The organism is Clostridium beijerinckii (genome assembly GCF_008705175.1).
Lineage (GTDB): Bacteria > Bacillota > Clostridia > Clostridiales > Clostridiaceae > Clostridium > Clostridium beijerinckii.
Map to the genome: position 1 here is coordinate 3,164,389 of NZ_CP043998.1, position 24,282 is coordinate 3,188,670.

Annotated in this window: 19 protein-coding genes; all 19 read right to left on the reverse strand. The window is 27.9% G+C overall.

Annotated features, from left to right (window positions below):
* Positions 1 to 18: 18 nt before the first annotated feature.
* Complete coding sequence (locus F3K33_RS14190) at positions 19 to 258, reverse strand: hypothetical protein (protein ID WP_023976876.1); 240 nt, start codon at positions 256 to 258, stop codon at positions 19 to 21.
* A 336-nt stretch (positions 259 to 594) separates the two neighbouring features.
* Positions 595 to 756 carry a hypothetical protein gene (locus F3K33_RS26405; RefSeq protein WP_023976877.1) on the reverse strand — a complete coding sequence of 54 codons (162 nt, stop codon included), beginning with the start codon at positions 754 to 756 and terminating at the stop codon, positions 595 to 597.
* Positions 757 to 801: 45 nt separating this feature from the next.
* On the reverse strand, positions 802 to 1,596 hold the full coding sequence (locus tag F3K33_RS14195) for an Rpn family recombination-promoting nuclease/putative transposase (protein ID WP_039768645.1): 795 nt from the start codon (positions 1,594 to 1,596) through the stop codon (positions 802 to 804).
* A gap of 170 nt (positions 1,597 to 1,766) precedes the next feature.
* Positions 1,767 to 3,014 carry a PDDEXK-like family protein gene (locus tag F3K33_RS14200; RefSeq protein WP_039768647.1) on the reverse strand — a complete coding sequence of 416 codons (1,248 nt, stop codon included), beginning with the start codon at positions 3,012 to 3,014 and terminating at the stop codon, positions 1,767 to 1,769.
* Between the two features lie 172 nt (positions 3,015 to 3,186).
* On the reverse strand, positions 3,187 to 3,363 hold the full coding sequence (locus F3K33_RS14205; RefSeq protein WP_023976513.1) for a DUF4351 domain-containing protein: 177 nt from the start codon (positions 3,361 to 3,363) through the stop codon (positions 3,187 to 3,189).
* Positions 3,364 to 3,446: 83 nt separating this feature from the next.
* Positions 3,447 to 4,190 (reverse strand): hypothetical protein, encoded by a 744-nt coding sequence (locus tag F3K33_RS14210; RefSeq protein ID WP_023976514.1) that lies wholly within the window; start codon positions 4,188 to 4,190, stop codon positions 3,447 to 3,449.
* 203 nt (positions 4,191 to 4,393) lie between these two features.
* Complete coding sequence (locus tag F3K33_RS14215) at positions 4,394 to 6,337, reverse strand: DUF2075 domain-containing protein (RefSeq protein WP_023976516.1); 1,944 nt, start codon at positions 6,335 to 6,337, stop codon at positions 4,394 to 4,396.
* 139 nt (positions 6,338 to 6,476) lie between these two features.
* Positions 6,477 to 6,794: a nucleotide pyrophosphohydrolase gene (locus tag F3K33_RS14220; RefSeq protein WP_039768650.1), complete on the reverse strand. Its 318-nt coding sequence runs from the start codon at positions 6,792 to 6,794 to the stop codon at positions 6,477 to 6,479.
* A gap of 117 nt (positions 6,795 to 6,911) precedes the next feature.
* Positions 6,912 to 7,466, reverse strand: a complete 555-nt coding sequence (locus F3K33_RS14225) for a hypothetical protein (RefSeq protein WP_039768652.1) — start codon at positions 7,464 to 7,466, stop codon at positions 6,912 to 6,914.
* Positions 7,445 to 7,933, reverse strand: coding sequence for an ATP-binding protein (locus F3K33_RS14230; protein ID WP_039768654.1), 489 nt, complete (start codon positions 7,931 to 7,933; stop codon positions 7,445 to 7,447). The genes F3K33_RS14225 and F3K33_RS14230 overlap by 22 nt, the downstream gene beginning before the upstream one ends.
* Before the next feature lie 252 nt (positions 7,934 to 8,185).
* Positions 8,186 to 11,350, reverse strand: coding sequence for a DEAD/DEAH box helicase (locus F3K33_RS14235; RefSeq protein WP_039768656.1), 3,165 nt, complete (start codon positions 11,348 to 11,350; stop codon positions 8,186 to 8,188).
* A 733-nt stretch (positions 11,351 to 12,083) separates the two neighbouring features.
* Positions 12,084 to 13,904, reverse strand: coding sequence for a hypothetical protein (locus F3K33_RS14240; RefSeq protein WP_039768658.1), 1,821 nt, complete (start codon positions 13,902 to 13,904; stop codon positions 12,084 to 12,086).
* A 104-nt stretch (positions 13,905 to 14,008) separates the two neighbouring features.
* A complete protein-coding gene (locus F3K33_RS14245; RefSeq protein WP_039768661.1) occupies positions 14,009 to 15,613 on the reverse strand; it encodes a hypothetical protein in 1,605 nt (534 codons plus the stop codon).
* Positions 15,610 to 16,641 (reverse strand): hypothetical protein, encoded by a 1,032-nt coding sequence (locus F3K33_RS14250; RefSeq protein WP_039768663.1) that lies wholly within the window; start codon positions 16,639 to 16,641, stop codon positions 15,610 to 15,612. Before F3K33_RS14250 ends, F3K33_RS14245 begins: the two co-directional genes overlap by 4 nt.
* A gap of 359 nt (positions 16,642 to 17,000) precedes the next feature.
* Positions 17,001 to 17,408 (reverse strand): hypothetical protein, encoded by a 408-nt coding sequence (locus F3K33_RS14255; protein WP_039768665.1) that lies wholly within the window; start codon positions 17,406 to 17,408, stop codon positions 17,001 to 17,003.
* 287 nt (positions 17,409 to 17,695) lie between these two features.
* Positions 17,696 to 18,838, reverse strand: coding sequence for a phosphorylase family protein (locus F3K33_RS14260; RefSeq protein ID WP_039768667.1), 1,143 nt, complete (start codon positions 18,836 to 18,838; stop codon positions 17,696 to 17,698).
* A 24-nt stretch (positions 18,839 to 18,862) separates the two neighbouring features.
* Positions 18,863 to 21,322, reverse strand: a complete 2,460-nt coding sequence (locus F3K33_RS14265; RefSeq protein WP_039768668.1) for a sacsin N-terminal ATP-binding-like domain-containing protein — start codon at positions 21,320 to 21,322, stop codon at positions 18,863 to 18,865.
* A gap of 383 nt (positions 21,323 to 21,705) precedes the next feature.
* On the reverse strand, positions 21,706 to 23,148 hold the full coding sequence (hxsB, locus tag F3K33_RS14270; RefSeq protein ID WP_039768670.1) for a His-Xaa-Ser system radical SAM maturase HxsB: 1,443 nt from the start codon (positions 23,146 to 23,148) through the stop codon (positions 21,706 to 21,708).
* The gene (gene hxsC / locus F3K33_RS14275) at positions 23,148 to 24,269 is read right to left on the reverse strand and encodes a His-Xaa-Ser system radical SAM maturase HxsC (RefSeq protein ID WP_051144763.1); all 1,122 of its coding nucleotides are present in this window, start codon (positions 24,267 to 24,269) and stop codon (positions 23,148 to 23,150) included. The genes hxsB and hxsC overlap by 1 nt, the downstream gene beginning before the upstream one ends.
* Between the last annotated feature and the right edge of the window lie 13 nt (positions 24,270 to 24,282).

A 24,282-nucleotide genomic window follows, 5' to 3' on the forward strand; every position in this document is an offset into this window, starting at 1 on the left:
GCAAATAAGAGTCCATCTTTATATTCTACCTCTATAAGCTCTAATATTCTTCACTTCAATAATTATATTTTCATTAGCTGTATGGTACACTACTGTACCTTCACTGCAATTCATAAGTTCTTTTGTTGCACTTTTATTATCATCTATAGCTTTAATAATTGCCATATCATCTATAATTTTATTATTTCCTTCTAAATGCGAATCTAATATTTGAATCTTCACAAAAGTATTAGGATATGTTCTTCTAACTTCATCCACTAATCCATCTTCCCATTAGTAATTAACTTTATCAAAATAAACGTATTCCATATTTAGATGATTAAAACATTTGCTAATTCATGCAATTACCTATTTCTTCAAAAGTTCATTTGTAAATCCCCCCTTTGATACTTAGAATATCATAGGGAGATGAAATAAAGGTTCACTCAATTACTATAATCTTCATTTTTTTATTTATTGTAATAATAAAAGAACCAAATAAAGTGCGTTGATCATACTTTAATTGGTTCTTTATGTTAGTTTCCATTTCATGAATCTTTATAATAAATCCCTATAGGATTTAAGATATTGTTTTTTTCTGGGTGCAAACTATCTTCAAAAAACAGATCCACTTTTATTCACATTTCCAAGTTCCCTCAAATTATCCCGAATAATTTCTTTTAATCCTTCTATTTTTCCTTCTTCAATTTTCTCTATATCTCTTTCCAATTGTTTATAAATTCCAAATTGTGCTTCGTACTCTTTTAGGAATTGCATATCCCCCACCCTTGCAGTTAATAACTCTTAGCTTTCTTCATCCTATTATTCTAGTATTCTTCTTACTTCCTCTTCAGATATATTACATTCTTTTGCTATTTGGCTTATTGTACATCCCGAATTTGAAAGCTTTAAAACTTTTTTTGTTAAAAGGATCCCTTCTTCTCTTCCCTCTTCAATTTTCTCTCTATCTCTTTCCAATAAAGTCATAAATTCCACCTCCACTGAAATATCACTTTTAACTTCCTTCACTCTTCTATGTATATTCTTAACAAGATTTCCTTTAACATGCTTTACCTTATCATCTGTTGAATCTTCTACATAAGCAAGGAATTCTAATAGCTCATCACTTAAATCATTCATAATTCCTTTGGAATTTAATATTATTTTCTGAGCTTCATCGTTTAACATTATACTATTATCTTCTAGGCATACATTTTGAAATGTATATTTATGGCGACCTTTATCAAACAAATCAAATGTACAAATAAAAATAATATAACTTTTAGCTAGTTTTCTATAATCTTCACCTTTACTTATTAGGTCTAAGTCGATGCTTCCTTGATAATATCGTAGTCTTTTAGGTAAATTTTTATGCTTTCCGCGTTGCATTTCAACATTGTAAATTGTATTATTTTCATCTTTAACATAGACATCAAGTCTAATACCTTTGCTTTCAAGTAACAAATCTATAGTTTTCTGTTCCTCAACCATTTCTACTTTTTCTATTTCAATCTCTAAAATCTTCTCTAATAATTCCTTACAGATTTCTTTATCACTCATAACTTTTGCAAATAGAAAATCATCTTCAAGGTTTAACTCTTTTAAAGTTTTATTCATCTTAGTAACCTTACCTTATCTTTTATCTTTTGTTCTGATTATTAACAACATTATAGCTGATTAATCATAGGTTTTCAATATGTGCCTAGCTTTAAAAAATTATAGATATCTTGGCAATAAAACTAGCTAACATAATGGAATTTATCTATAAAAATTTAATAACCATCATATTAAAGTAATTGATTATCTACAGCCTTCTTTAAATTAATTATAATATCTGCAATCCTTGTTGCCTCTTCTACATAGTTATCTTTAAGTTCCACACAGTTATCTGAAAAATGCTTAAAATCATAATTACGACCATTATTATCTAGAACGTATTCCCATAAAAGACTACCTGATCCTTTACGTTTTATTTCTCCTAAAATATTTACTATTGCATCATTACATTCATTAAATACTTTACTATGTTCCTTTCGAAACGCTTCCCTATTTATACAATAATAAAATCCATCTTCATGCTTTTCCATAAAAGCGAAATAATAATATAGATTATATTCAACTGCAATACATATTGAAAAATTTACTTTTTTACCGCCAGCTAACATGTATTCTTTAATTTTAAATACTAAACCAGGCTCATAACTTCCTTGATAATATGCTTCAGCTTCTCCTCTATTATATTCAATAGGATTTACTTTCTTCTTAATGAATTGCTCATTTAGCTCGTCCATAAAATTAACAAGTACTTCAGTTTTTATTTCATTTAAACTATTAGCTATAGTGATAGCAGCCATTAAATCATCTGCATTTTTAATAAGGCTTTTCATAGCTTCTGCCATTTTTTCTTCACCTACCAACTTTTCAATAAGATACAAATATTGTTTTATCAAACTGTGAGGAATCATATCTTCATTAGTTGCTCCTAAACAGGCTTTTAACCAATTTAATATATGCTCTTTAAAGCTTATACATTTTAAATATCTCTTATCCATGCCATCTGCACTTTGTTCAGAAGGATATTTCCCATCTAAAGTTAAATAATATATTAAATAATTAGAATTCACACCTTTTGAATATTCCTCATATCTAAATAGCTGTTTATCTTGATCACCTGCATCAATTTTCATTTCAATTGCTACACACATTTTTTCACATTTAAGAAAAAAATCAATTCTACCGTTTTCAAATACCCATTCTCTTTCAACAGCCCAGGAATAATTTAAAAAGGTTTTAGAAACACCAATTTCTTTTAAGAGCAGTTTAAGATATGTATCACCCTTTCCATGCTTTTCTCTAGGATTTAATAAAGCATAAATCATATTAGAATGAGTAAACACTTCATCTCTCTCAATATTTAATGCCGTAAAAATATTAAAGCCAACATCATATTGTTTTTGGGCTATCTTATTTGCTTTTATTACTTTATCTGCCTCTTTTATTAGGGTAACCTCTCTAAGTAAATTATCTTTATGCATAACTCTTTGACTCCCTTTTAAAACATAGGATTTTATTTAATAATCTATATAAAATTATAGCATAATTACCCCCTCATCCTCCATCTTTTGTAATTTTGCATTTAAAAACTTAGAAAAAAATAAATCTAGCTTAGAAATTATTCTAAGTTAGATTTATTGAATTAAGCTCCAACTAGAAATATTTTTTTAAATCTTTGATAGAATTCATGTCAAATATTTCTATAGCTATTAACTCTATATTTTTCTCTGATAAAGATTTTAATTTATATTTATATTCATCAGGTATTATTTTAAACTTTTTTATTAATTGCCTGATTAAAAGTTCCATTTTTACTTCTTCAATTTTCAAAGTAATTGATTCTCCACAACTTTCTTTAATTTAATTTTCAATACTAAACTTCGCTGTCAATTATGCTATTTAAACAAAATAACTTATAGTATATCAATCGCTATTTGTGCAAGAATTTTTCCTTCCTCCATCAAACTACCTATTTCTCTTATATCCACAACTATTTTAGGCTCATATGCATATGGTGCTCTTGAGTACCCCTCGTCATATTTGGCTTCAATTTTACTTCGATTAGTATCTATATCTTGGCTTATGACCATCAGATGATAATTTCTTAAATTATTAAAACCAAAGCAAATAGAGTAGCTATCAATATCATCTGTATCAATATATCCCATTCCCGCAGAATTATTCTTATAAAAATTTATAAGAGTTAACATGTCTTTTTCTGATAAATGCTCAATGGCATAGAAAATTACCTCCATCTGATTAAATGTTATTTCTTCCTCAATGTACCTAATAAATACTTTGCTCATCATAATTGTATTTATATCTTTTCTAGTCTTTTGAAAATAATCAAGTAAAAGATCAATGACTTCTCCCGAATATTTCTTTTCTTGTAATTTATTTATAAAGTTTTTTTTCTTTTCTTGATTTATCTTTTCGCTATTATATTCACATAAAAACAAGCTTATATTTTTAATTAATTTTCTTTTTTGAAAATAATTTCCTATTTCCACCATTTGTATTATAGTTTTAACTACCGGAACTTTTTTCAATAATTCATTTGGTAATATCTCATCTATAGCTAATTCTGATATATCTGCACCATACTTTATACTCGGTTTTATTAACTCATCCTTAAAATAACTATCTATAGTTTTCATTTCTCGCTCCTTGTATATTAATTTTTAATATTTTTATAATAGCTACCAAAACACTAAACTCTATCTATTACTTAAATTCATCATAATTCCTTTTGTGTTAAAGTATATGAAAGTATAATTGAATCATTAAATAAATTAAGTTGTTCTATTGATATTTCCTTATATTTTTCCAAACTACATTCCCTCATTAATTTTATACCCTTTTACACATACTCTTTTTCCAAAACTGCAACTTCATTTCCCTCAATTTCTTTAATCCCAATCTGCCTGCTAAAGGAATTTAATCTCTCCTTAAAATAATTAGAAAGCGCCTTATCCTCACACCATACATAACAACCTTTAAGTCCTCTTGTCATAAGGATTCTATATGTATTTTTAATAAGTTCATCACTTATTTTTAAAGCTTTTTCTTTATCTTCTTTATATAATTTTTTAACCCCGTTTAGGCTCTTATCTGTTTTTGCTCTTTCAAAGAAGTCAGTTACTATCTTTCCATTTTCAAATCGCAAGTCTTGTCCAATTATTACTCCGACGTAATCAAATTCTAGACCTTGGCAGGTGTGTATGCAGCCACATTCCTTTACTGATTCCTTATCAATTGCCCAAGTAGAACTATTACTTAAATTCCACTTCATTGTAAAATCATAGTCTGGAAATTCTATATCATAATTATTATAGTTTTCTTTCTTTTTAGTTATCCATTCATAGCAATAACCTGCAACTAATCTTGATTTATTGTTTATTGCATTTTTTTCTTCTATGGCTTTTCTCATTTCATTTGGATCATCAAATACCTTAAAATCAAAATCAAATTCAAAACCATCAAAGTTGCCTGTTTCACTTATCTCTAGCACGTCATCAAGCCATGATACATACCCATCTGAACCGTTGCATCGAAATTGAGATGTAAGTTTTAATTTTCTAGTTTTAACCTTTAAGATTTTTGCATGATGTTCTATTTCTTCAATGCTACCTATGTCATCCATAGTAACTCTTTGATTATTATCAACAAAGAATATAGATACTTTAGCAGTATTTATTATTTCCTTAATTTGATTTTCTCCAATATTTTTAAACATACCTGATTTAGCATTTAATCTATGAGCTTCATCAACTATTAAAACATCAATTTCATTTTTGCTTGTATCAGTATATACGCCAGATCCTTTGAATAAATTATTAATATATTTTTGTGTATAATTACCTTTAAGCTTTTCACAATATACATTTCTTGGTGCAGCATTTTTAGTTACATACTGACAATTAAGATTCATGTTACAAATTTTTACCAGAAGATTTATTGCAAGAACAGACTTGCCTGTCCCAGGGCCACCTTCAACAATTATTGTTTTCTTAGTCTCACTTTTAATACAATTACGAACTGTTCTCATTATACTCTCGAAAGCAACCTTTTGATCGTCAATCATAATAAATTCTTCGTTTCCATCGATCATGACCTTAAGAGTATCTTGAAGAGATTTTGATGGTCTAATTTTCCCTCCTTCAATGTAATAAATACCTTTACCTTGATCAGGCCTTTTAACATATTTACAAATAAATTCTCTAAGCTTTATTACATCACCTTTTGTATAAGCAGGCGCTTTATGTAGCCACTCATTATAAACCTCATTTAAAAGAGGTTCATTTTCTTCCTTTTTAATGTAGTTATGTAAATAGGCACAAGGATGTAATTTAATGTTGTTCTTCTCTACAGAATCATTATAATCTTCAATGAGACTTGCATAAGACCAAGCTTGATAAGATGGATGAGCAGTTTTTGTTTTACTTCTATTTAAAATCGTCCTAACAATTGCATCCTCATCCTCTACTTCTTCTAACTCACTCCATTGCTTAAGCTCAACAATTATTACATTTTCCTTGTCCTCATCATCAAGACCAGTTAAAATGAAATCAACTCTCTTAGATGTTGCAGGAATCCTATATTCAATGGCAACTCCGCATTCATCTGGGATTTTATCTGTACTAAGTGCCTTAAACATATAAAGCATAGAATTATCCCAAGCTTCAAACTCTCTTTCTCTAGATCTTCCTATCTTATTCTTATATTCTCTATCAATTAAAATACTGATTTCATCATTAGTAACATGTTTCATAAAATCTTTTTTACTAGCTTGATATACAATCACCTTTTATGTACCCCTTTTTCGTTATGGAATTATGTTAATGTACTTTATAAGCCCAAAATTGTGCTCTGTATACTTTTCAAATATGTACTTGTGCTCTCTTATAACAGTAAAATGATCATAATTGAAGCATAGCTGCTTTTTATAATTGTGTATACTTTTTACTGTTTCCTTTAGCTTTTTCAACTGGATATTTCTTTTCATTTTTATCCATCTTTTTATTTATAATTTCTTCGATATCTACATCTAAAACATCGGCCATTTGAATGCAATAAAGCATAACATCCGCAAGTTCTTCTAAAACATTCTCTTTATTATAATTTTCCGAATCCCATAAAAACTCTTCTAAAAGCTCTCCAGCTTCAATAGATATAGCTTTTGATAAATTAGCTGGACTATGGAACTTATTCCAATCTCTATCATCATTAAATTTTCTTATTCTATTTATTGTTTCTTTCATATGATTCACTCTTTCTATGTTTTGCCATTTTTTATATTAATTATAGCATAAATTTCGATAAAAAATTAAGGCTAATATTTTAAACAAAATAAAATATCAGCCTTAATTTTTTATGCTCTAACTCTTTTTAGCGATTCCAAGCATTCTATCAAACGCTCTTTCTCCTACTGCCTTTGCAGTTTTCTCTTCAAAATAATCTTTTAATATATCGACCTCTGATATCTCCCTTTCAAATTCTATTATTACATCTTTCTTTTTAAACATATCCTTATTATTAAATAGATAATTATACATTACCCTTATGATTTTATTCATAAGCTCAGAATTAAAATCTAATTTTTCTTTAGTCGAATTTAATGGCAAGTCTATTGTGTCTGATATTTCTATCAATACTTCTCCTCTGAAATTTCTATAGCTATAACCTCTTTCTTGCTTAGTCTTGCTCCATTGGACATCTTTACTCTTATTCGTTTCACATATACACCTTTTATTAATAAAAATATCCCATCCATTTTCTTCATTTATGCCAATTGTCGAATATAATCTTACTTGAACATTTATGTTATTTTCAATAACATATTTAGGCGAAATCTTATCTGGTTGATCTTTTATTCTATATGGTTCAATCTTTTTTCCATTAAGTATGATTTCTATACCTGCATCCAAAAACATTCTATATCTTCGAGTTTGTCCATATATATTTCTACACCAAATGTTCGTTTTCGGGTCTTATTCAGCTTTTTGATTTCTAAACTCCAATCAGCATTAATTCCCCATTTCTCCACATCAAATGGTATATGATACGATTCAGCATTGTTATATGAAAAAATATCAGCTTTATTTCCTAACTTTATAATTGCTCTTTTCATACCTACACCAAAACCATTGGTCTTATCTCCACGTCCACCTATCTTGAATATTTCATTTATTAATTTAGGATTAAATCCACCACAATAATCTTTAACAAGAAATTTATTATCTTCTGTATTAATTATTATTTTGTGTCCTCGTATATTACCTAACGTACTCGCTGCTTCGATTGAATTATCAATCAAATCAAAAATTGCTAATCTTATTGTTATATCTTTCCTCATCGCAATTATTGCAAAATCTTTTGTAAAGCCTCCATCTATTTTCAAAGCCTTCACCTAATTTAATAATTATATACTCTAAATAATATGTACTTTCAGTGATGCATATACTACTATAGTATCTTTTCTTCAAAGGTTCATAAAATGGTAAGTAAATAACATCTGTTATAAAAATCTCCAATGCATAGGACAAAAGATATGGTACTTCTTATAAAATAATACCTTTATCTTTTAAATAACTTCACCTATTCGCTATTATGATGGACTTATAATTGTTTGATAGAAATATACTACTAGTCACTAAATCACAATACTCTTATTAGCCTTATTTATAATTTTAGCTGGTATTTCTTTATCAAGCTTCCATACAAAACTTATTGGTTTATTTCCAGTGTGGCTAATATACTCACATAAACCCAAATAAGTAAAGGTCGCAGTTATTCCATCTCTTTCTTTACCTTCTCTAACAAACAAAGCCACTTTACTATTTAGTGTTTTATGATTTATATATCTCTTTCCAGTAGCACTTTCTACAGAGGTTGTACTTTGACTTTGCCAATGAAATAAGTTTTCGTTAATAGCATAATCTTCATAGAGTGTTGATGGAGAAAAATCTTTATCGCTTTTATTTAAGGTAATAAAGAATATATCTAAAGCTTTATCTTCAAAATATTTTACACCTTCTCTAAAAGCTGGCTTCTTATTTTCATTAAAATATCCAAGTGCTGCCATAACTTGATCTCTTGAATATTCACAATGTAAATCTAAAGGACAAGGAAAACCAAGATCTACCGTCTCATCAATAAAATCGATATTATTATAATTGTATGATAATATACTTATAGCTTCTTTAATCATATTTTCATTTTTTAATAAGCTTACAATTCCTTCTTTTATTGATTTAAAACCTTGCTTTTCTGGTGAATCATTATAAAATGTGTAATACAACATATTTAACATAAGAACTTCTTCTTCATTTAACTCATTATTATAAATATCACTATTGTTAAATATATTTAATATAAAATCTATAAGCCTTCTAGAATTGATATTGAATAAATTCTTTAATTTCTTTGTTATTTCTTTCTCTTGTGCTTCATAAAACTCTTCCTTTAATCCTGCTATCACAAGCATTCTACTAAAGCTTCTATCCCCTGATTTTCCATAGAAATCTACTAATGATAAGTTATAATAGTTCAAAAAATTTTCTAGATTCAATTCAATATCAGTCTCTAATATGAAGTTCTTTAATTTAACTATTAAATTTGCTTTATTATTAGCTGAGGATTTTATATTTCTTAAAATATATTCTTTTGATTGTTTTTCAAGTTGAATATAACAGCCTTTAGGCAAAGTTAAAAATCCATTTTCAATATAATCTTTAATAGGATGATTAGTTTTACCAATGATTGCTCTAAACTTTTCTTCAAAGTTATAATTCTTATGCGCCTGCCCTACAAAATCCAATACAGTTAAACATTCTTTACCTTCACTTAATCTTAAGCCTCTTCCTAATTGCTGCAAAAATACTGTTAAGCTTTCAGTTGGTCTTAAGAATAATACTGTGTTAATTTCAGGTATATCAACACCTTCATTATATAAATCAACTACAAAAATAAACTTTATCTCACCATTCACTAATTTTCTTTTGGCATCAGATCTTTCGTTTTCTTCACTATTACTATGTAAAGCTATTGATGGTATATTATTTTCATTAAAACTTTTTGCCATAAACTTAGCATGTTCAACACTAACACAAAACCCTAGTCCAATTATCTCATCTAAATCTGTAACATAATTTTTAAGACTTTGTACTATTTGCTTTACTCTAAGATCATTTCCTGTATAAAGGTTACTTAATTCTGTAATATCATAACCTCTTCTGCCCCACTTAAGTTTAGATAAATCAATAGTGTCAGTGACAACAAAATATTGAAATGGACTAAGTAGCTTTCTGTTAATTGCTTCACTTAATCTAATTTCAGCACTAATTCTATCATCAAAATATTTAAAAACATCTCCTCCATCAGCTCTTTCAGGAGTTGCTGTGAGTCCTAATAAAATTTTAGGTTTATAATACTCTAATAATCTCTGATATGATGGAGCTGCTGCATGGTGAAATTCATCTACAATAATAAAATCATAATAGTCACTTGAGGTTACTTCAAATAAGTTTTTGCTATTTAAACTTTGAATAGAAACAAATAAATGCTCCAAAGAAGTAGGAATGTTATTCCCAACCATTAAGTCTCCAAAATTATTATCTTTAAGTATAGCTCTAAAAGTATCTCTGCTTTGTTTTAAGATTTCCTCCCTATGAGCTACAAATAATAATTTATTACTACTCATCTTGTTTCCCTTACAAAAATCTTTATAATCAAAAGCTGAAATTACAGTCTTTCCAACACCTGTCGCTGCAATTATTAAATTCTTATACTTATTAAAGATTTCTCTTTCAACTTTAAGTTTTTCAAGTATTTCTTTTTGATAAGAATAGGGCTTTATATCAAAGACAAAATTAAACTCAGCTTCCTCAACATATTTTTCTTTCATTAAGGATTTAGATAAAACTTCTTTGTCACCATCAGTTCCTAAGTAACTTATAAATTCCGAATCATTCCAGTAACTTTCAAAAGTAGCTTCAAATTTCTTTATAATATCAAAGGAATCTCTTTCTGTAACTTTTATATTCCATTCAAGCCCAGAAGTTAAAGCAGCATTTGAAAGATTAGACGATCCTATGTAAGCAGTAGTAAAACCTGTTTCCCTCTTAAACATATAAGCTTTAGCATGAAGCCTGGTTCTTTCAGTATCATAAGATATTTTAATTTCAGTATTAGAAAGTTTGCTTAATTCATAAATAGCTTTAGCATCTGTTGCCCCCATGTATGAGGTGGTAATTATCCTTAGTTTTTTATCATTATTAGTTGCTTCCTTTAAACTATCAATAATACATCTAAGTCCACTCCATTTAACAAAAGATATAAGTAAATCTATTGAATCACAAGATACTATTTCTCTATTCAATTCACTAAGCATATTAGGCTCCATTATAGAACCAGTAAATAACGAGCTTTGAGAAATTGAAGTTATAGGTCTTACTGCTTTTCCTTCATTAATAGCTCTTTTATTATTAATTTTTAAGTAAAGTGAAGTTAATAGTTCTCCGCTTTCATCAATTTTATATTTTTTAATATCCTCTTCATTAGCTTCCTTAGCTAAAATATTAATTATCTTGTTGCAAACTTCAATTTGCTTTAATAACTTATCATTATCCTCTTTCTCTTTATCTCTAATATAATTAAGAGATTTTCTTATTACACCTTCTATGTATTGAGATAATATAACTTTAGCTTCTTCCTTATCTATTTTATCTTTTGACATTAAAAGATCGTTTATATCTAAAGTTTCTAATTGGGTTATTATTTCATTGTTAATAACTTGCTCATAAATTCCTTGTTTCAAGATTTCACCACCATTTTTTGATACTATAATTATAAAAAATTTCTATGATACTTTATAGTTTTTAGTATATCATAGAAATTATTAATGGTTACGAGATTTATAATTATATAATTACAGCTCTGCCTGTGCTATTCTCACTTTTCCGTTAACCCAATATAATTAGTTTTTATTTTAAGAATAAATTATATTTGAATAAATTTTTCATCAATTATATGAATAATTAAAAGTTACATTTTATTTATGATATAGTTCCCCTTAACAGGTATAACACAGACTCTAACTGTATAATTTTTCGATACTATCCTAACCTGGTTTAGGTAGTACCAGCATCTGTTTCATGTACTTAAATTGAACAATATAAAACCGTCTTACTCTGCTTAATGGAGCTAACATTTCATGAATAATGTGAATTATCAATTTGCTATGTATAATCCAGGACAGATCCTGTAGAAGTCAATTCTACGTTAATCTTCAAATATCCAAATTATATCGTTCATCTGTATCATCTGGCTGAAGAACATACTCTTACATATGCTAAGTTCGCGTTATAAAATATGGAGTTGCAGAATTAGGTGAATACTATTAATGAATTTAATTAATTATTTAATCTCATGTATCTCTTACGAGTCTTAATTCACATTTGAGACTCATAAGAAATACATCTCGTTTCTTTAGATTTACGAATTCATTTATTTCTTTATTAACTGAAAAATATGATATATCAATATTTTAATTAAAAATATAAGGTATTATATTGTTCCACAATTAAACCAATATTTTCTTTAATATTCAATCTTTTTTCTATCTTCAATTTTACTACACTGACTCCTATATTATTTGCTTCATCAATCAATTTATTTATAGCATCATACCGATCTGACTTATAACTACCTCTATCAACATAATATGCAATTTGAAATTTTCCTTTCTCAATAATAACTATTCCTGTGTACTCATAATCATCTTCACTAAAAGATTCTTCACCACGCTCTCGTTTCAAAACAATTACCTGCATAGCTCTTTCTTCCAAATTGGCTTTCATTATATTAATTAAAGATTCTTTATAGGATTCAGGATCATTTTCTGCCACTTCAACAGGTATAATTTTATCATTCAAATAAACTATATGTTTATTATGAAACTTGTACTCTTTTTTCATGCCTTCATACATATCACTGATTTGTATTTTGTGGCTTTCTTCTTTCACAAACTCTTCATTTCGATTTGACAATGCCACTTCTTCTATTTTATTATATTCTTCATATAGAATTGATCCATCAAATAGTATTTTATCATCTTTTTCTCTTAGAGCATCTGGTACCATTAACTTAACCTCATCAATAACTAATCCTATTATTTCTTCATAACCTGGCCAAATAATAACACTATCATTTTTATTTTCTAAATAAGCTACAAACTTATCTACAGCAAATTCCCTCACTCTAACCATTTCTTCTATTGTTCGCTTTATTTTTCTATTCAATACATCGATATACCATTCTTCTAAATACGGAACATTTATCTTATCAATTATCTGTTTTAGTATAACAGCTTTAATCACAATTATCTTCTGTATATAAAATGAATTATAATTTGAGTTAATTAATCGATAATTTCCTAGACACTGATAATAATTTGATATACCTCTCAAATAATCTGTTTCTCCAAACATCATCATACTATATCTTAATGATTCCCTTAAGTTCAACAAAGGTAAATAATAAAATCCAGAAAAATATGTAAAAAGTGCATTTTCAATCATATCATTTTTATTGTATTTAATAAACATCTCATCATTCACTAAAAAGAAATTAAAAAAATTTTTTTCTACAAATAAACTTTTAAATTTTGAGAACAATTTCTGCAAAATATCAACATTCATTTTATCTAGTTCATCATAAACAAATATAATTTGCTGTTCTTCTATCATCTCTAAGATGCTAATTATTTTTCTTTCCATATTCTCTTCTAATTTTGTCATTGTAATAGTCCTATTTTTATTATTCTCTTTTCCATTACTAATATTTACATCGTTACTCTTTTCTACTTCTCCCCCTGTCGAGAATACAAAAATTTTATTTAGAGCTGCTCCTATTTTTGAATATAGTTTAACTTTTTCATTGTTTTTTTGGTTAATGCTACTCTTTTTTGATTCTTCTTCCTTATATTGTTCTTTGATATTATAATAAAGTCCATTCTTGCATCTTTCTAATCTTTCTTCTAATCCATCATATTGTAATGATAGCTTAATTTTTTCTAATTCATTAATCAAACTCTCCATTACAATTTGCAAAAATTTATTTACGCATTCTTCCTCATTATAAAATTTAATATGAATTACTATTATATTCTCTTTTGAAAGTTTTGATGCTATATCAACTAAGCTGCTCTTCCCTGTCCCTACTACACCTCCAATTAAATATGATCCATATTTTTTTTTATCAATATCTTCAATTATTTTATCAATATATTTATTCCCAAAAACATATCCAAGTTCTTTTTCGGTTAAAGGTTTAATAAGATTATTAACTCTTGACTCATAAAGCTTTGCCATAATTTCCTCCGTAACTTTAATACAAATATCACCTTTTTCTTTACAATTCACAAGTAATCTTTTTTATAAATCATAAAATTCATATTATGATATATAAACGCCAGCTAAATATTAATAGACATCTCTCTTAACTTTATTAAAAATTCTTCAACATATGAGTTCGATAAAATATGATATGTTTCATGCCCACTAAAATCAATAGCATGCACATCTATTCCTTCATATTTCCCATATTCCTCATTCTTTAATGTTGTTGTAAAAATGAGCTGATTGTTAATCTCTTTGAATTTTTCAATAACTCTATCTTCTCTATCTGTAGATAAATCTTCTGCTCTAAATGAATCTATTATTATTGGATACTTATGCTCCAAAACTTTTTGTAACGCGTACATCTTAGCCAAGTGAAATTCGGTACCTTCACTACCTGAAAATACTTTATCCTTTTTTGTGAATATATCTACATATTTCCTATCTTCCGATTGATCTATTTCTTTATAGAATTCATTCATTTTTTGCAATATTGCCTTTAAAATATTATCCCTTTTCTTTTCAATATCATCAGATATCGCAATTTTAACATCAAGTTTTTCTTCCATTTGCTTCAGTTGCCTTTCAATATCAATAAGTCTTTGATCTGCATTCTTAGCACCATCCATTTCATGTTTTGCTACTAAAAGCAAATCTAATGTTATATTTTCATCAACTATTAAACATTTATCAAAAGCTTCTTGTTGTTTATTTATTTCACTTGTAAACCTTTCGATTTCTTCGCTATATACAGTAATTCTTTCTTCTATAGCTTTTAATATTTGTCCTCTCATTTCAGTTGTAGAAACATCAAATGAAAACTCTGCATCCGCACTCTCATATACAATATGATTTGACCCACAATCCATGCATATTACTTCTCCAGATTTCATATTTCTATTTAAAGAGCGCAATTCCTTTAATACAGCTTCATTTTTATTTTTACGTGCAATAGCCTTATTACGTTCCTTTTTAAGGGATAGAATAACATCCTTTATAGCATCAGCTTCATTCAAAATTCCCTCTAAAGCTATTCGATCATTAGTTGCTCCCAATAATTCTGTAACTTTTCCCCTTTTTTTTAATATTTTATTTTCTTTTAGCAACCATTGTTTCTCTGTTTTAAGTTTGCTCATCTCATTTTTTGCACTTTCTACTTCTGACTTAGATGATGCTTCATCACCTATTCCGCAAATAGAGAAAATCATATTATAGTAATCTTCTTTTCTATAATATCCCTTATTTATAATATCATGTGTTTGTTTTTTATCTTGTCCTACAAAAAACATTTGAACGAATAATTCTGGATCAGATATTTTTGTCATTCCATTTTTATGTATGATAGGTATCTTTTCAATTTCATTGTTCCAAAATCTCTTGAATTCTGATATATTATCAAATAACAAAATTTCATTATTTCTTGAAATCAAAATATTCTTTTCTTTTCTACATATTTTAAATTCTTTACCATCTTGTTCAATAACCAAAACGTAATAATAATTTTCATATTCGAATGTTGTTGGAAATACAGGTATATTTCCAAGACAATATGCTATTGATTGAATTACTATTGTTTTACCTTTATTATTATCAGAGCTAAATATAATGTTAAATCCAGGTTCAAAATCTTTAAATATGTATGCTTCTTTACTATCTCCAATATATATTTCTTTTATAATCATATCTGTATACCATCCTTTACAACTGAAATAAAGTATTTAACTGTCAACACATCAAAATCCGTACATTTTTTCAATATTGACCTATCCACATTCTGATATATTAAATCTATATTATCTTTAGAATTTTCTAGTACATTACAATAAATACTTTCAAGCAATATCCAAAATTCTTCCTGTTCATTAACATTGAATAATGCTCTAGCTAAATTATTCTGGCAATCCTCCAATATTTCTTTTCGCCTTTCTTCTGGAAAAGAATTTAATATATCTATGAATGCCATAGGAGGTCTTGAATTAATTACGCTTTGGTTGAGAATTCTATTTAGTACAAGTAATGTTATCTCATTCGATTTTAAGTGTCTCCCAAAATTCAGAGCCTCATCTGGATTTTGAAGTATCTTTCCCTCAACTACACCAATATTTTTCTTAGAATCTTGCATATCTCTTACTTCATTAAAAATAGCAATCAATACCTCTTTCTTGGGCGATACCTTATCACTTAATTTTATTATTCTTTTGACATATTCCTCCTTATCACCACTCACCACTACAAATAAAATTTTTTCTAAAAATTTGTTTATACTATCATCTGTAATCAAACAACTATCAATATATGTTTTTTTATTACATTCTTCTTTTAACCCATCTTTCATTTTTATAATTGCATCATCTTTAACATTAGAAATACCAAACTCTACTACTGTATCGTCTTTTCTCAGTGTTGTGGACACTCCTCCAAGAAAAATGATATAGTATTCAAATTCAAACGAACTTAAGTAATTCTTATATAGGGTTACTAACTCTTTTCCAACAATTTTGGGAGATGGACTTTTGTCCCCCTTTGACTGCAAATCCCACATTTTATCTGCTAATCTACTCATGCCTGTCAAATCATTAAAGACATCAACTACAAAATAGTATATTTCCTTACTATCCCTTCTTGCTCCCATTAAATAAAATAAAGCCTTCGTTTCATTTTCCGCACCATATTTTCTTAACTTTTCAGTTGACTGTATCTTATACTGCATATATCTACCTCCAATTCTTATGCTGTATATTATTACAATTACATTTTGAACTAAATTTTTTCTCATTAAGTTCTAGTATCCTCAGCTTCCAATTATATGCATTATGACTTGTCCTAAATATATCATTAATTCAAATACACATTATTAGCCTAATGGGTATATCCGATATGGATAATTGAAAGTTTAATTCTACTTAAAGCGTTTTCTTAACTAAGATCCAATTTAGCTTCTCACATTTAAAATTCATTATTACTTATTCGCTTTTATAAAATCAACTTACTTTTACATAATATTCAATCTACTATGTGTGCATTATCAATATATATGCAAAGTTAACCAATAATTAGTATATACATAATTTAATATCTCTCAATTCTTTCAATGAATTTGATAGGTATCTCTCCTTCTACATGGATATATTCTCCAATGCTCATATAACTAGAATTTGTTTCATCTCCGCTAAATTTTGTTATATTCTCATATTTAGTTGTATACTTTGAGTTTTGCCTACTATATACACTACTTGAATCTGCAACGTATAATTTAAAGTGCTCATTTTGTAACTTTTCTTCATCAATGAAAATACCGACTAGTTGTCCGCTACTAAAGTTCTTTCCTTTTTTAAACGCTTCTATAAAAGTATTATTTCCTTTGAACGTTTCAAATGAAACTACCCCTTTATCTCTTCCTTCTTTTGCCCTTGGTTTTATTATGCCATCGTTGATAATACTGTTATAGGAATCTTCACTCGTTAAATGTCTAATCATATATTCTATCTCCTTTCAAAATCAATTTATTTTATATCACTTAATTTTAAATTACCTAATTACTTGTGTTTACTTTCACATTATTAGCTAAATTGGAACTTAATGTAATTAACCGATAATTTCAAATTATTAATACAACTTCCAATGCAATTACATAAAACGTATGTAATACTAGTAATATCCGTTTTCTGCTTACTAAAAAACTAACCATAAAACTACCAATATGAGTTATGGTAATTCAAAGTTAGTTCTTGAATTAACTTAAAATTTAATAATTAAAAATTTTCTTATATTACTAAATCATCAAACACGCCATTACGCTTGAATACATGATGACAAAAATCAGCGGCAGCATTTGCAGCCATTTCTTGATGAACTTCTTTATCTGGATCATCTTTCTTGTATCCCCAATCACATATACCTTTAATGATAATCCATTCAGATACACCATGAAGCTTACACATAGAATATATACCATAGGCTTCCATTTCGCCTCCAATTGGCTCATACTCTCTAAAATCCTCTAATAACTTAGTTCTATATTCATAGTTGTTAATAAGTCTTGAACCTGTTAGAACAGAACCAATAAACACATTTGATTGTTTTGTACTATCTAGTGAGTAACTCCAACTATCATAATCATTAAAAGCATTAAGTAGTTGGAAACCAACGTCTTTAGGAGTTTCTTTGTAGTGTGTGGTTGTTTCTAAAAACTTTTGAGCATCATATGGTAGAATGCGTTTTGAAACTAACACATCACCAATTTTTTGTTTCTTTTCGTCAGCTCCGAATGCAATACCTACCATTATTACAGCAGATGGTTTTATCTCTCGAATCAGTTCTCCAACTAGTGGTATTGACGCTGGATTAGTTACACCTTGTTCATCAATATGAATATATGTAGCCTTATACACTCCAAATTGACCAAAATAATACGTCTTCCCAAGAATGTACTTCTCACCATTAGAGATAAAATGCTTTTTAAATGCCGCTTTTTCATGCGCATTTGCAGTTATGAATAAAAATGTTCCCATCAAATCTCTCTCCTCGGTAACTTCTAATCCTTTTCGAGTTTTATGTAGATAATATGGTTTTAGACCAAAACAAACAATTTTTTCATTTTTTCTGACATGTATGTATTCATATCTATGTTCTGTTCCTTCGTCAAACATTCCAAACGTTATATCTGCATGTAAATCAACCATTTTTCTAATTTCTTCTTCTTTTGCAACTATTCCAAATGCAGATTTTTTTCTCCACAGTTTGTTTCCATCATCTTTAACACCAAATATAATAATTCCGCCACTTTCATTTGAGAAAGCTGAAATGTATTGAGCGATTTTCTCTTTTTCTAAAATAGGGTGAATATAAATAATATTTGTTCTGTCATTTTCATTTATTTTTTTTTTTATCGTGTCAATAATATTCATTTGTGTAATCTCCTTTGAAAACTATTAAAATACTTTTTTTAACGGAATTGACGACATACCCGTTGTTTTTATCAAATCGCCTAAAGTAATCATCCTGACTGTTCCTTTTCCGTCATCTGTCCATAGCTCATAAGCCGTGTCATCTAATGCTTCTAATTCAGCATCTTCATAAAAAATAATTTTATCATCATCACTTGGTCGTATAACAATTCTTATATTTGTTTTATCTCTTATTGCAGAAAAGACAGTAGTTGAATACTTATTTTGTTGCCATTCACTCAAAGTCGACTCAATTGTATATAAAGGGTTTTTGGACAATGAATTATAAATATTTTCAATACTTCTTTTCATTAGATACTCTAATCTTTCTTTTGAGTAAATTGACTTTGAAGAAATATGCTGAAACAGTTTTTTTGCATCTTCCGAGAACATTATATCCCCTTTTTCATACAACTGTAACAACCGACTACTTTCTTTAATAAAAATATCTAATTGAGCTAGTTCTAAGTTGTTTTCTTTCATAGTGCTTTCAACATTAGCAGCTAATTCAAGTCTCCTAATTGTTTCTTCATGACTAGAAAGTTGATGCTTTTTATCAAATATGTCTTTAAATAATGGCTTTGCTATATCTGGTTTTTTCAAAAACCAGTCAGAAATTCTATTAAATATGTCTTGTATGCTAGTTGATCTCTTAACTGTATTATTGCTTTCATTTGAAAACTGTTTGCGGATATAATCATTTATTTTGCTAGAAACAGCTTCGTTATCGTACGAATTAATTCTAATATCAGCTAATGCAGTAAGTCCTTTATATAATAACTTTGTTTTGAAATTAGGTTCAAAAAAAGTTAAAATATCTTTTAATTCTTCATCAATATTATTATCAAAATTTAGCTTAGATACCTCTACAAATTGGTCCATTTGGTTTGGTGCTATTCCTTTTGATAAAAATTCTTGGTTGTCACTGCTCCTAATCCATAAGTTATAAAAATTATTAAGCCACGGTATCGCATCATCAACTCTATCAAACCACGTACAAAAATCGGATATCATTTTATCTTTTAAAAGAATGTTATATACTTTTTGTAATGTTACTTTATTACCTGGAGAAATCGCTGACCAGTGTTTATTGCTTATCTTTGTAGGAATTGGTTTAGTTTTTATTTGGCTAATTAGATCCCATAATTCATCGGAATATTCAGGATTGTCCATAAATGGAATAATAACAGCATGAGTTAACTTCCCATTTTCAGTGGAATATAAACTTTTTTTATTATTAGAATCAATATATTTTTGAACATCAACAATTGGTAGCACTCTATAAATAGCTTGAATTGAGTCAAAAGTTTGCCTTTGAAACTGTGTGTCTTTTGATTTGCTCATATAACACAAATTGTATAGATCACTCCAATTGTTTTCAGAAGCGTATCTTACAACTTTTTTATACAAGTATTTTGCTGTTTCTAAGATTTCTTTGTTGTTAGAATTTTCCTCATTTATATCGTTTCTTTCTTGTAAAACTTTAAAGTTTGGAGAATTCAAAAGTATTGGAAAACAAAAATCTTCAGTGCCTATCAATGGAAATGTGCAAAATAGCTTTGTCATATCTTTAGTAGAGCAGCAACGAAAAGCATTATTATTACCACATGGTTCTACTAACACAGCAATTGACACGTCCTTTATTGGATCAGAGCAGACTAATATTTTTTTATAAGTAGGGCGCTTTAGTGGATCTCCGTATGTCATTTCTACTTCAATAACACGCATATTTTCATTAATTGTTATTTGATTGCAGGTACTATAATATGCTGTTTGATTAAAAATTACTTTTTTAATTCTATCTGAAAAAGCTAATACAAATGCTATCGCTTTATCTAAGTCATTTTCACCACTTTTTATTGCAGTTTCTATGTCTGTAGATCGATTATTAGTCAGGTCATAAACAAAAGATGTTGTTGGTACGTTTTTGTCATAATTCCATTCAATATTCTGTCCAGAATCAAGCAAGTCTAAATCATTAATTGATTTCATAATACTATTTTTAATTTCTTCATCTGTTTTCCCACTACGATCTATTTTTAGTGACAAACACTTATAATTCATAGAATCCTTTTTATTGTGATAAACACCTTTAACCGTCACAATTTCAGAAATTAAATGAGTCGCTATAAATCCTGTCCCAAATTTCCCAACCTTTTCATCATCATCCGTTCTTTTAGAAGATATCTGAGTTATTAAGTCAAGCAGATTATTATATGTGAATATATTACCATTATGAGAAAAAACGAGTTCATCTTTATTTGTTTTAATCCATATTGTTACACCATCTTCGGTGGCACAGTCATTTGCATTTTGGATTAGCTCCCATATCCAACGACGTCTTTTTATTTCTTTATCTACAGTGAGTTCTTCCAATTTCGTGGTAATTGTATTGAGAGCAGCCTCAATTGTTTTCTTTTGGTACACTTCAGTTTTTTCATCCATACACTTTCTCCTGTTCATACCGAATATAAAATTAGTGCTACATAAGTTCTTCTACATAACTATTTAATTTGATATTTTTATGTAAACAATGTTATAACATTTATTATTACTATAATATTTACTAATATATTCACATATTTAAATTAACTAAAGAACTTAGTCCACTTAGATTAGTAAATTTAATAAAATTATAACAAAAAATACATCATTTTTCCAATTTTTTTTATAAAGTAAGTTTTCTAAATAATCACTTGTTGTTTTTAAATTTCTTGAATTTTTTTGTATTCCATATGATCCCTTATTTCTTTATATATCAAACTTTATTAACTCATTTTACAACTTCCAATTATATACATAATCCTTATATAAATTTTATAAACACTTTACTCCACCCATCTATGAAAAATCCCAATAACATTCTCATCATTTTGATTAATTTTCTTAAACAATATCTCCAACATCCCCTTATAAATCCTACACCTATAAGAATTTATATTAGGAGCAAACAAATTACCATACTGAGCATAATTACATACAGGGCATACTCCGCAATATGGGCTATAAACACATTGCTCACATCCTGGGATTGCTTCTAAACATGATGAAACTGCTACAGTTTTACATACTGGGCTTTTTATCAAATCTTTAAGGTTATTTTCAAATACATTTCCCAGTTTAAAGCTTTCATCACCCATTTCGGCTAACATTCTTCCTTCATCACAGGTATAAATATTTCCATCGTAATTATAAGCAAGTTGTCCAATAGCACCGCCACAAGGCGACCTTAATTCCATATAATTAATTGGATCATTATTTAGAATTTTCTTTAAGAATATTACTGCATTAGCTTCTGAAATCCTTATTCCTTTTAAAGCAAGCTCTATTATATAATCTAAGGTTTTCTCATAGAAATTTAAATACTCATCTGCAGTATATCCAAATTCACCCCAGTATTTTGCTGCATATCCCATTGGTGTTAATGGTCGCACAAATATTGTTTTTAATCCTAATGAAACATATTCATCAACTATTTCTTTTGGATAATTAAGACTAAATTTACTTGTTGTCTGTATCGCTTGGACTATATTTGATGAATTAGCTATATTATTAATTTGTTTTATTTTGCTTTTAGTTATTTCTAGGCTATTTCCCTTATTATATTTTCTATTTACATTATGTACGGCCTCGGGACCATCAATTGATGTAGATAATCCGATATTATTTTCCAGAATAAAATCTATCATTTCCTCATCTAATAATGTTAAATTTGAAACCATAGAATAGCATATATTTTTTTCCAATTCTTTATTTCTTTCCCTAGAATAATTTACAATGTATTTTAACACTTCAAAGTTTGCCAGTGGCTCTCCTCCTTGAAATTCAAAGGTTAAATTCATAGATGGAGATTGAAGCGCTATATCAACTGCTTTTTTTGCTATTTCTTTACTCATAAACTTATGATTAGCTTCACAATTTGCAACATTGTTTTTAGCTGATGCTTGGCAGTATATGCAGCTTAAATTACAAAAGGTAGTAAGAACAAATATATGTAATTTAGTCCCACCGTTAAGGTAATTTTTCATCTTGCTTAATTCATTTGACGCTTTTTCAATAAATTCATCTCTATCTTTATATATAAAATAGTTATCTTCTAACAATTGAAGTACATTCTCAGAAATATTAAAATTATGTTCAATAATATTCTTCATATCATTTTTATCAATAAATAAAAATCTGCCTAAATCATTAGTAATCAGGTACTTATCATTTGTATTTTCAAAATTAAAATAATTAAGCTTATAGTCCGCTTTTGTTAAACTTTTCATTACACAATACCTATTCCCTTTAATTTTTTAAATTTCTTAGTAGAAAAAAAGAAGCCTCCACACTTTTCCTTTACTTTGCACCCCTCACATTCTTCTCCATATCTAACCTTATATTCAGTGATACTTCGCTTACTTATACTCCAAAATTTTTTATCAATATAACATAATGGAATATTATAAATGTATGAGCGAATTCCTTTAGATAATAAAATCATACATGCCTTTTCTAGTTGTTCCTTAAAATCTTCAAAATCAACCCAGACTTCATCAAGGTTCATATATGCATTTCCCAGTATTTCCATAGCCATAAAATTTACTCTGTGGCAATTTGGAAACTCCGTACTAATCATTTCTGCTATATTGACTAAATCTAAATAATTCAATTTATTTATTACAACTCTTATTTCAACAAGCTGCTTATGCTTTAACAGATTTTTCATTCCACTTACAGTTTGGACATAGCTGCCATTAGCTCTTGTTATGTCATCATGTATTTCCTTCCTATGAGAATGAAGTGGAATTCCAATAATCATGTTATTGGGGCTATGCTTTATAAATTCCCTAGTATAATTTTCATAATGAAAGGTTCTTCCATTTGTTAGCATTATAAATTCAGCATTGTTAAAGCTATTGGTACATGTATCTAAGATGTCAAACAAGTCCTGTTTTAACAAAGTTGGTTCTCCACCAGTAATGCATATAAATTTGGTACTACTATCCATTAATTTAATTGCTGCAATTAAAGCATCTATGTCTGCATTATGTCGTGTTTTTCTAATCCCATCAGCATCTGGACACATTATACAATTATTATTACATTGATTAGTTGTTAAAATAATTTGTTCTGTAGAATTCCCTTTATACAATACCTTTAATGAATTTTTATCTGAATTTAAATTTACTATATCCCCGGATTCTAGCCTATTTATATTGATTCCAAAAATAAAATAAATTTTCTTTTTCTCTAAATAACTTTTTAGTTTTTCTGGAAGTAACTTGCCTTCAAATATATATCCTAAAAAGCCCTCTTTAAATGCTTCATAATCATTATCTTTAATAACTAATATTGAATTTTCTTTTAGATTTGTATTATCATATGTAATTTTTCCAATCAATTCCATTTAATGTGCTCCT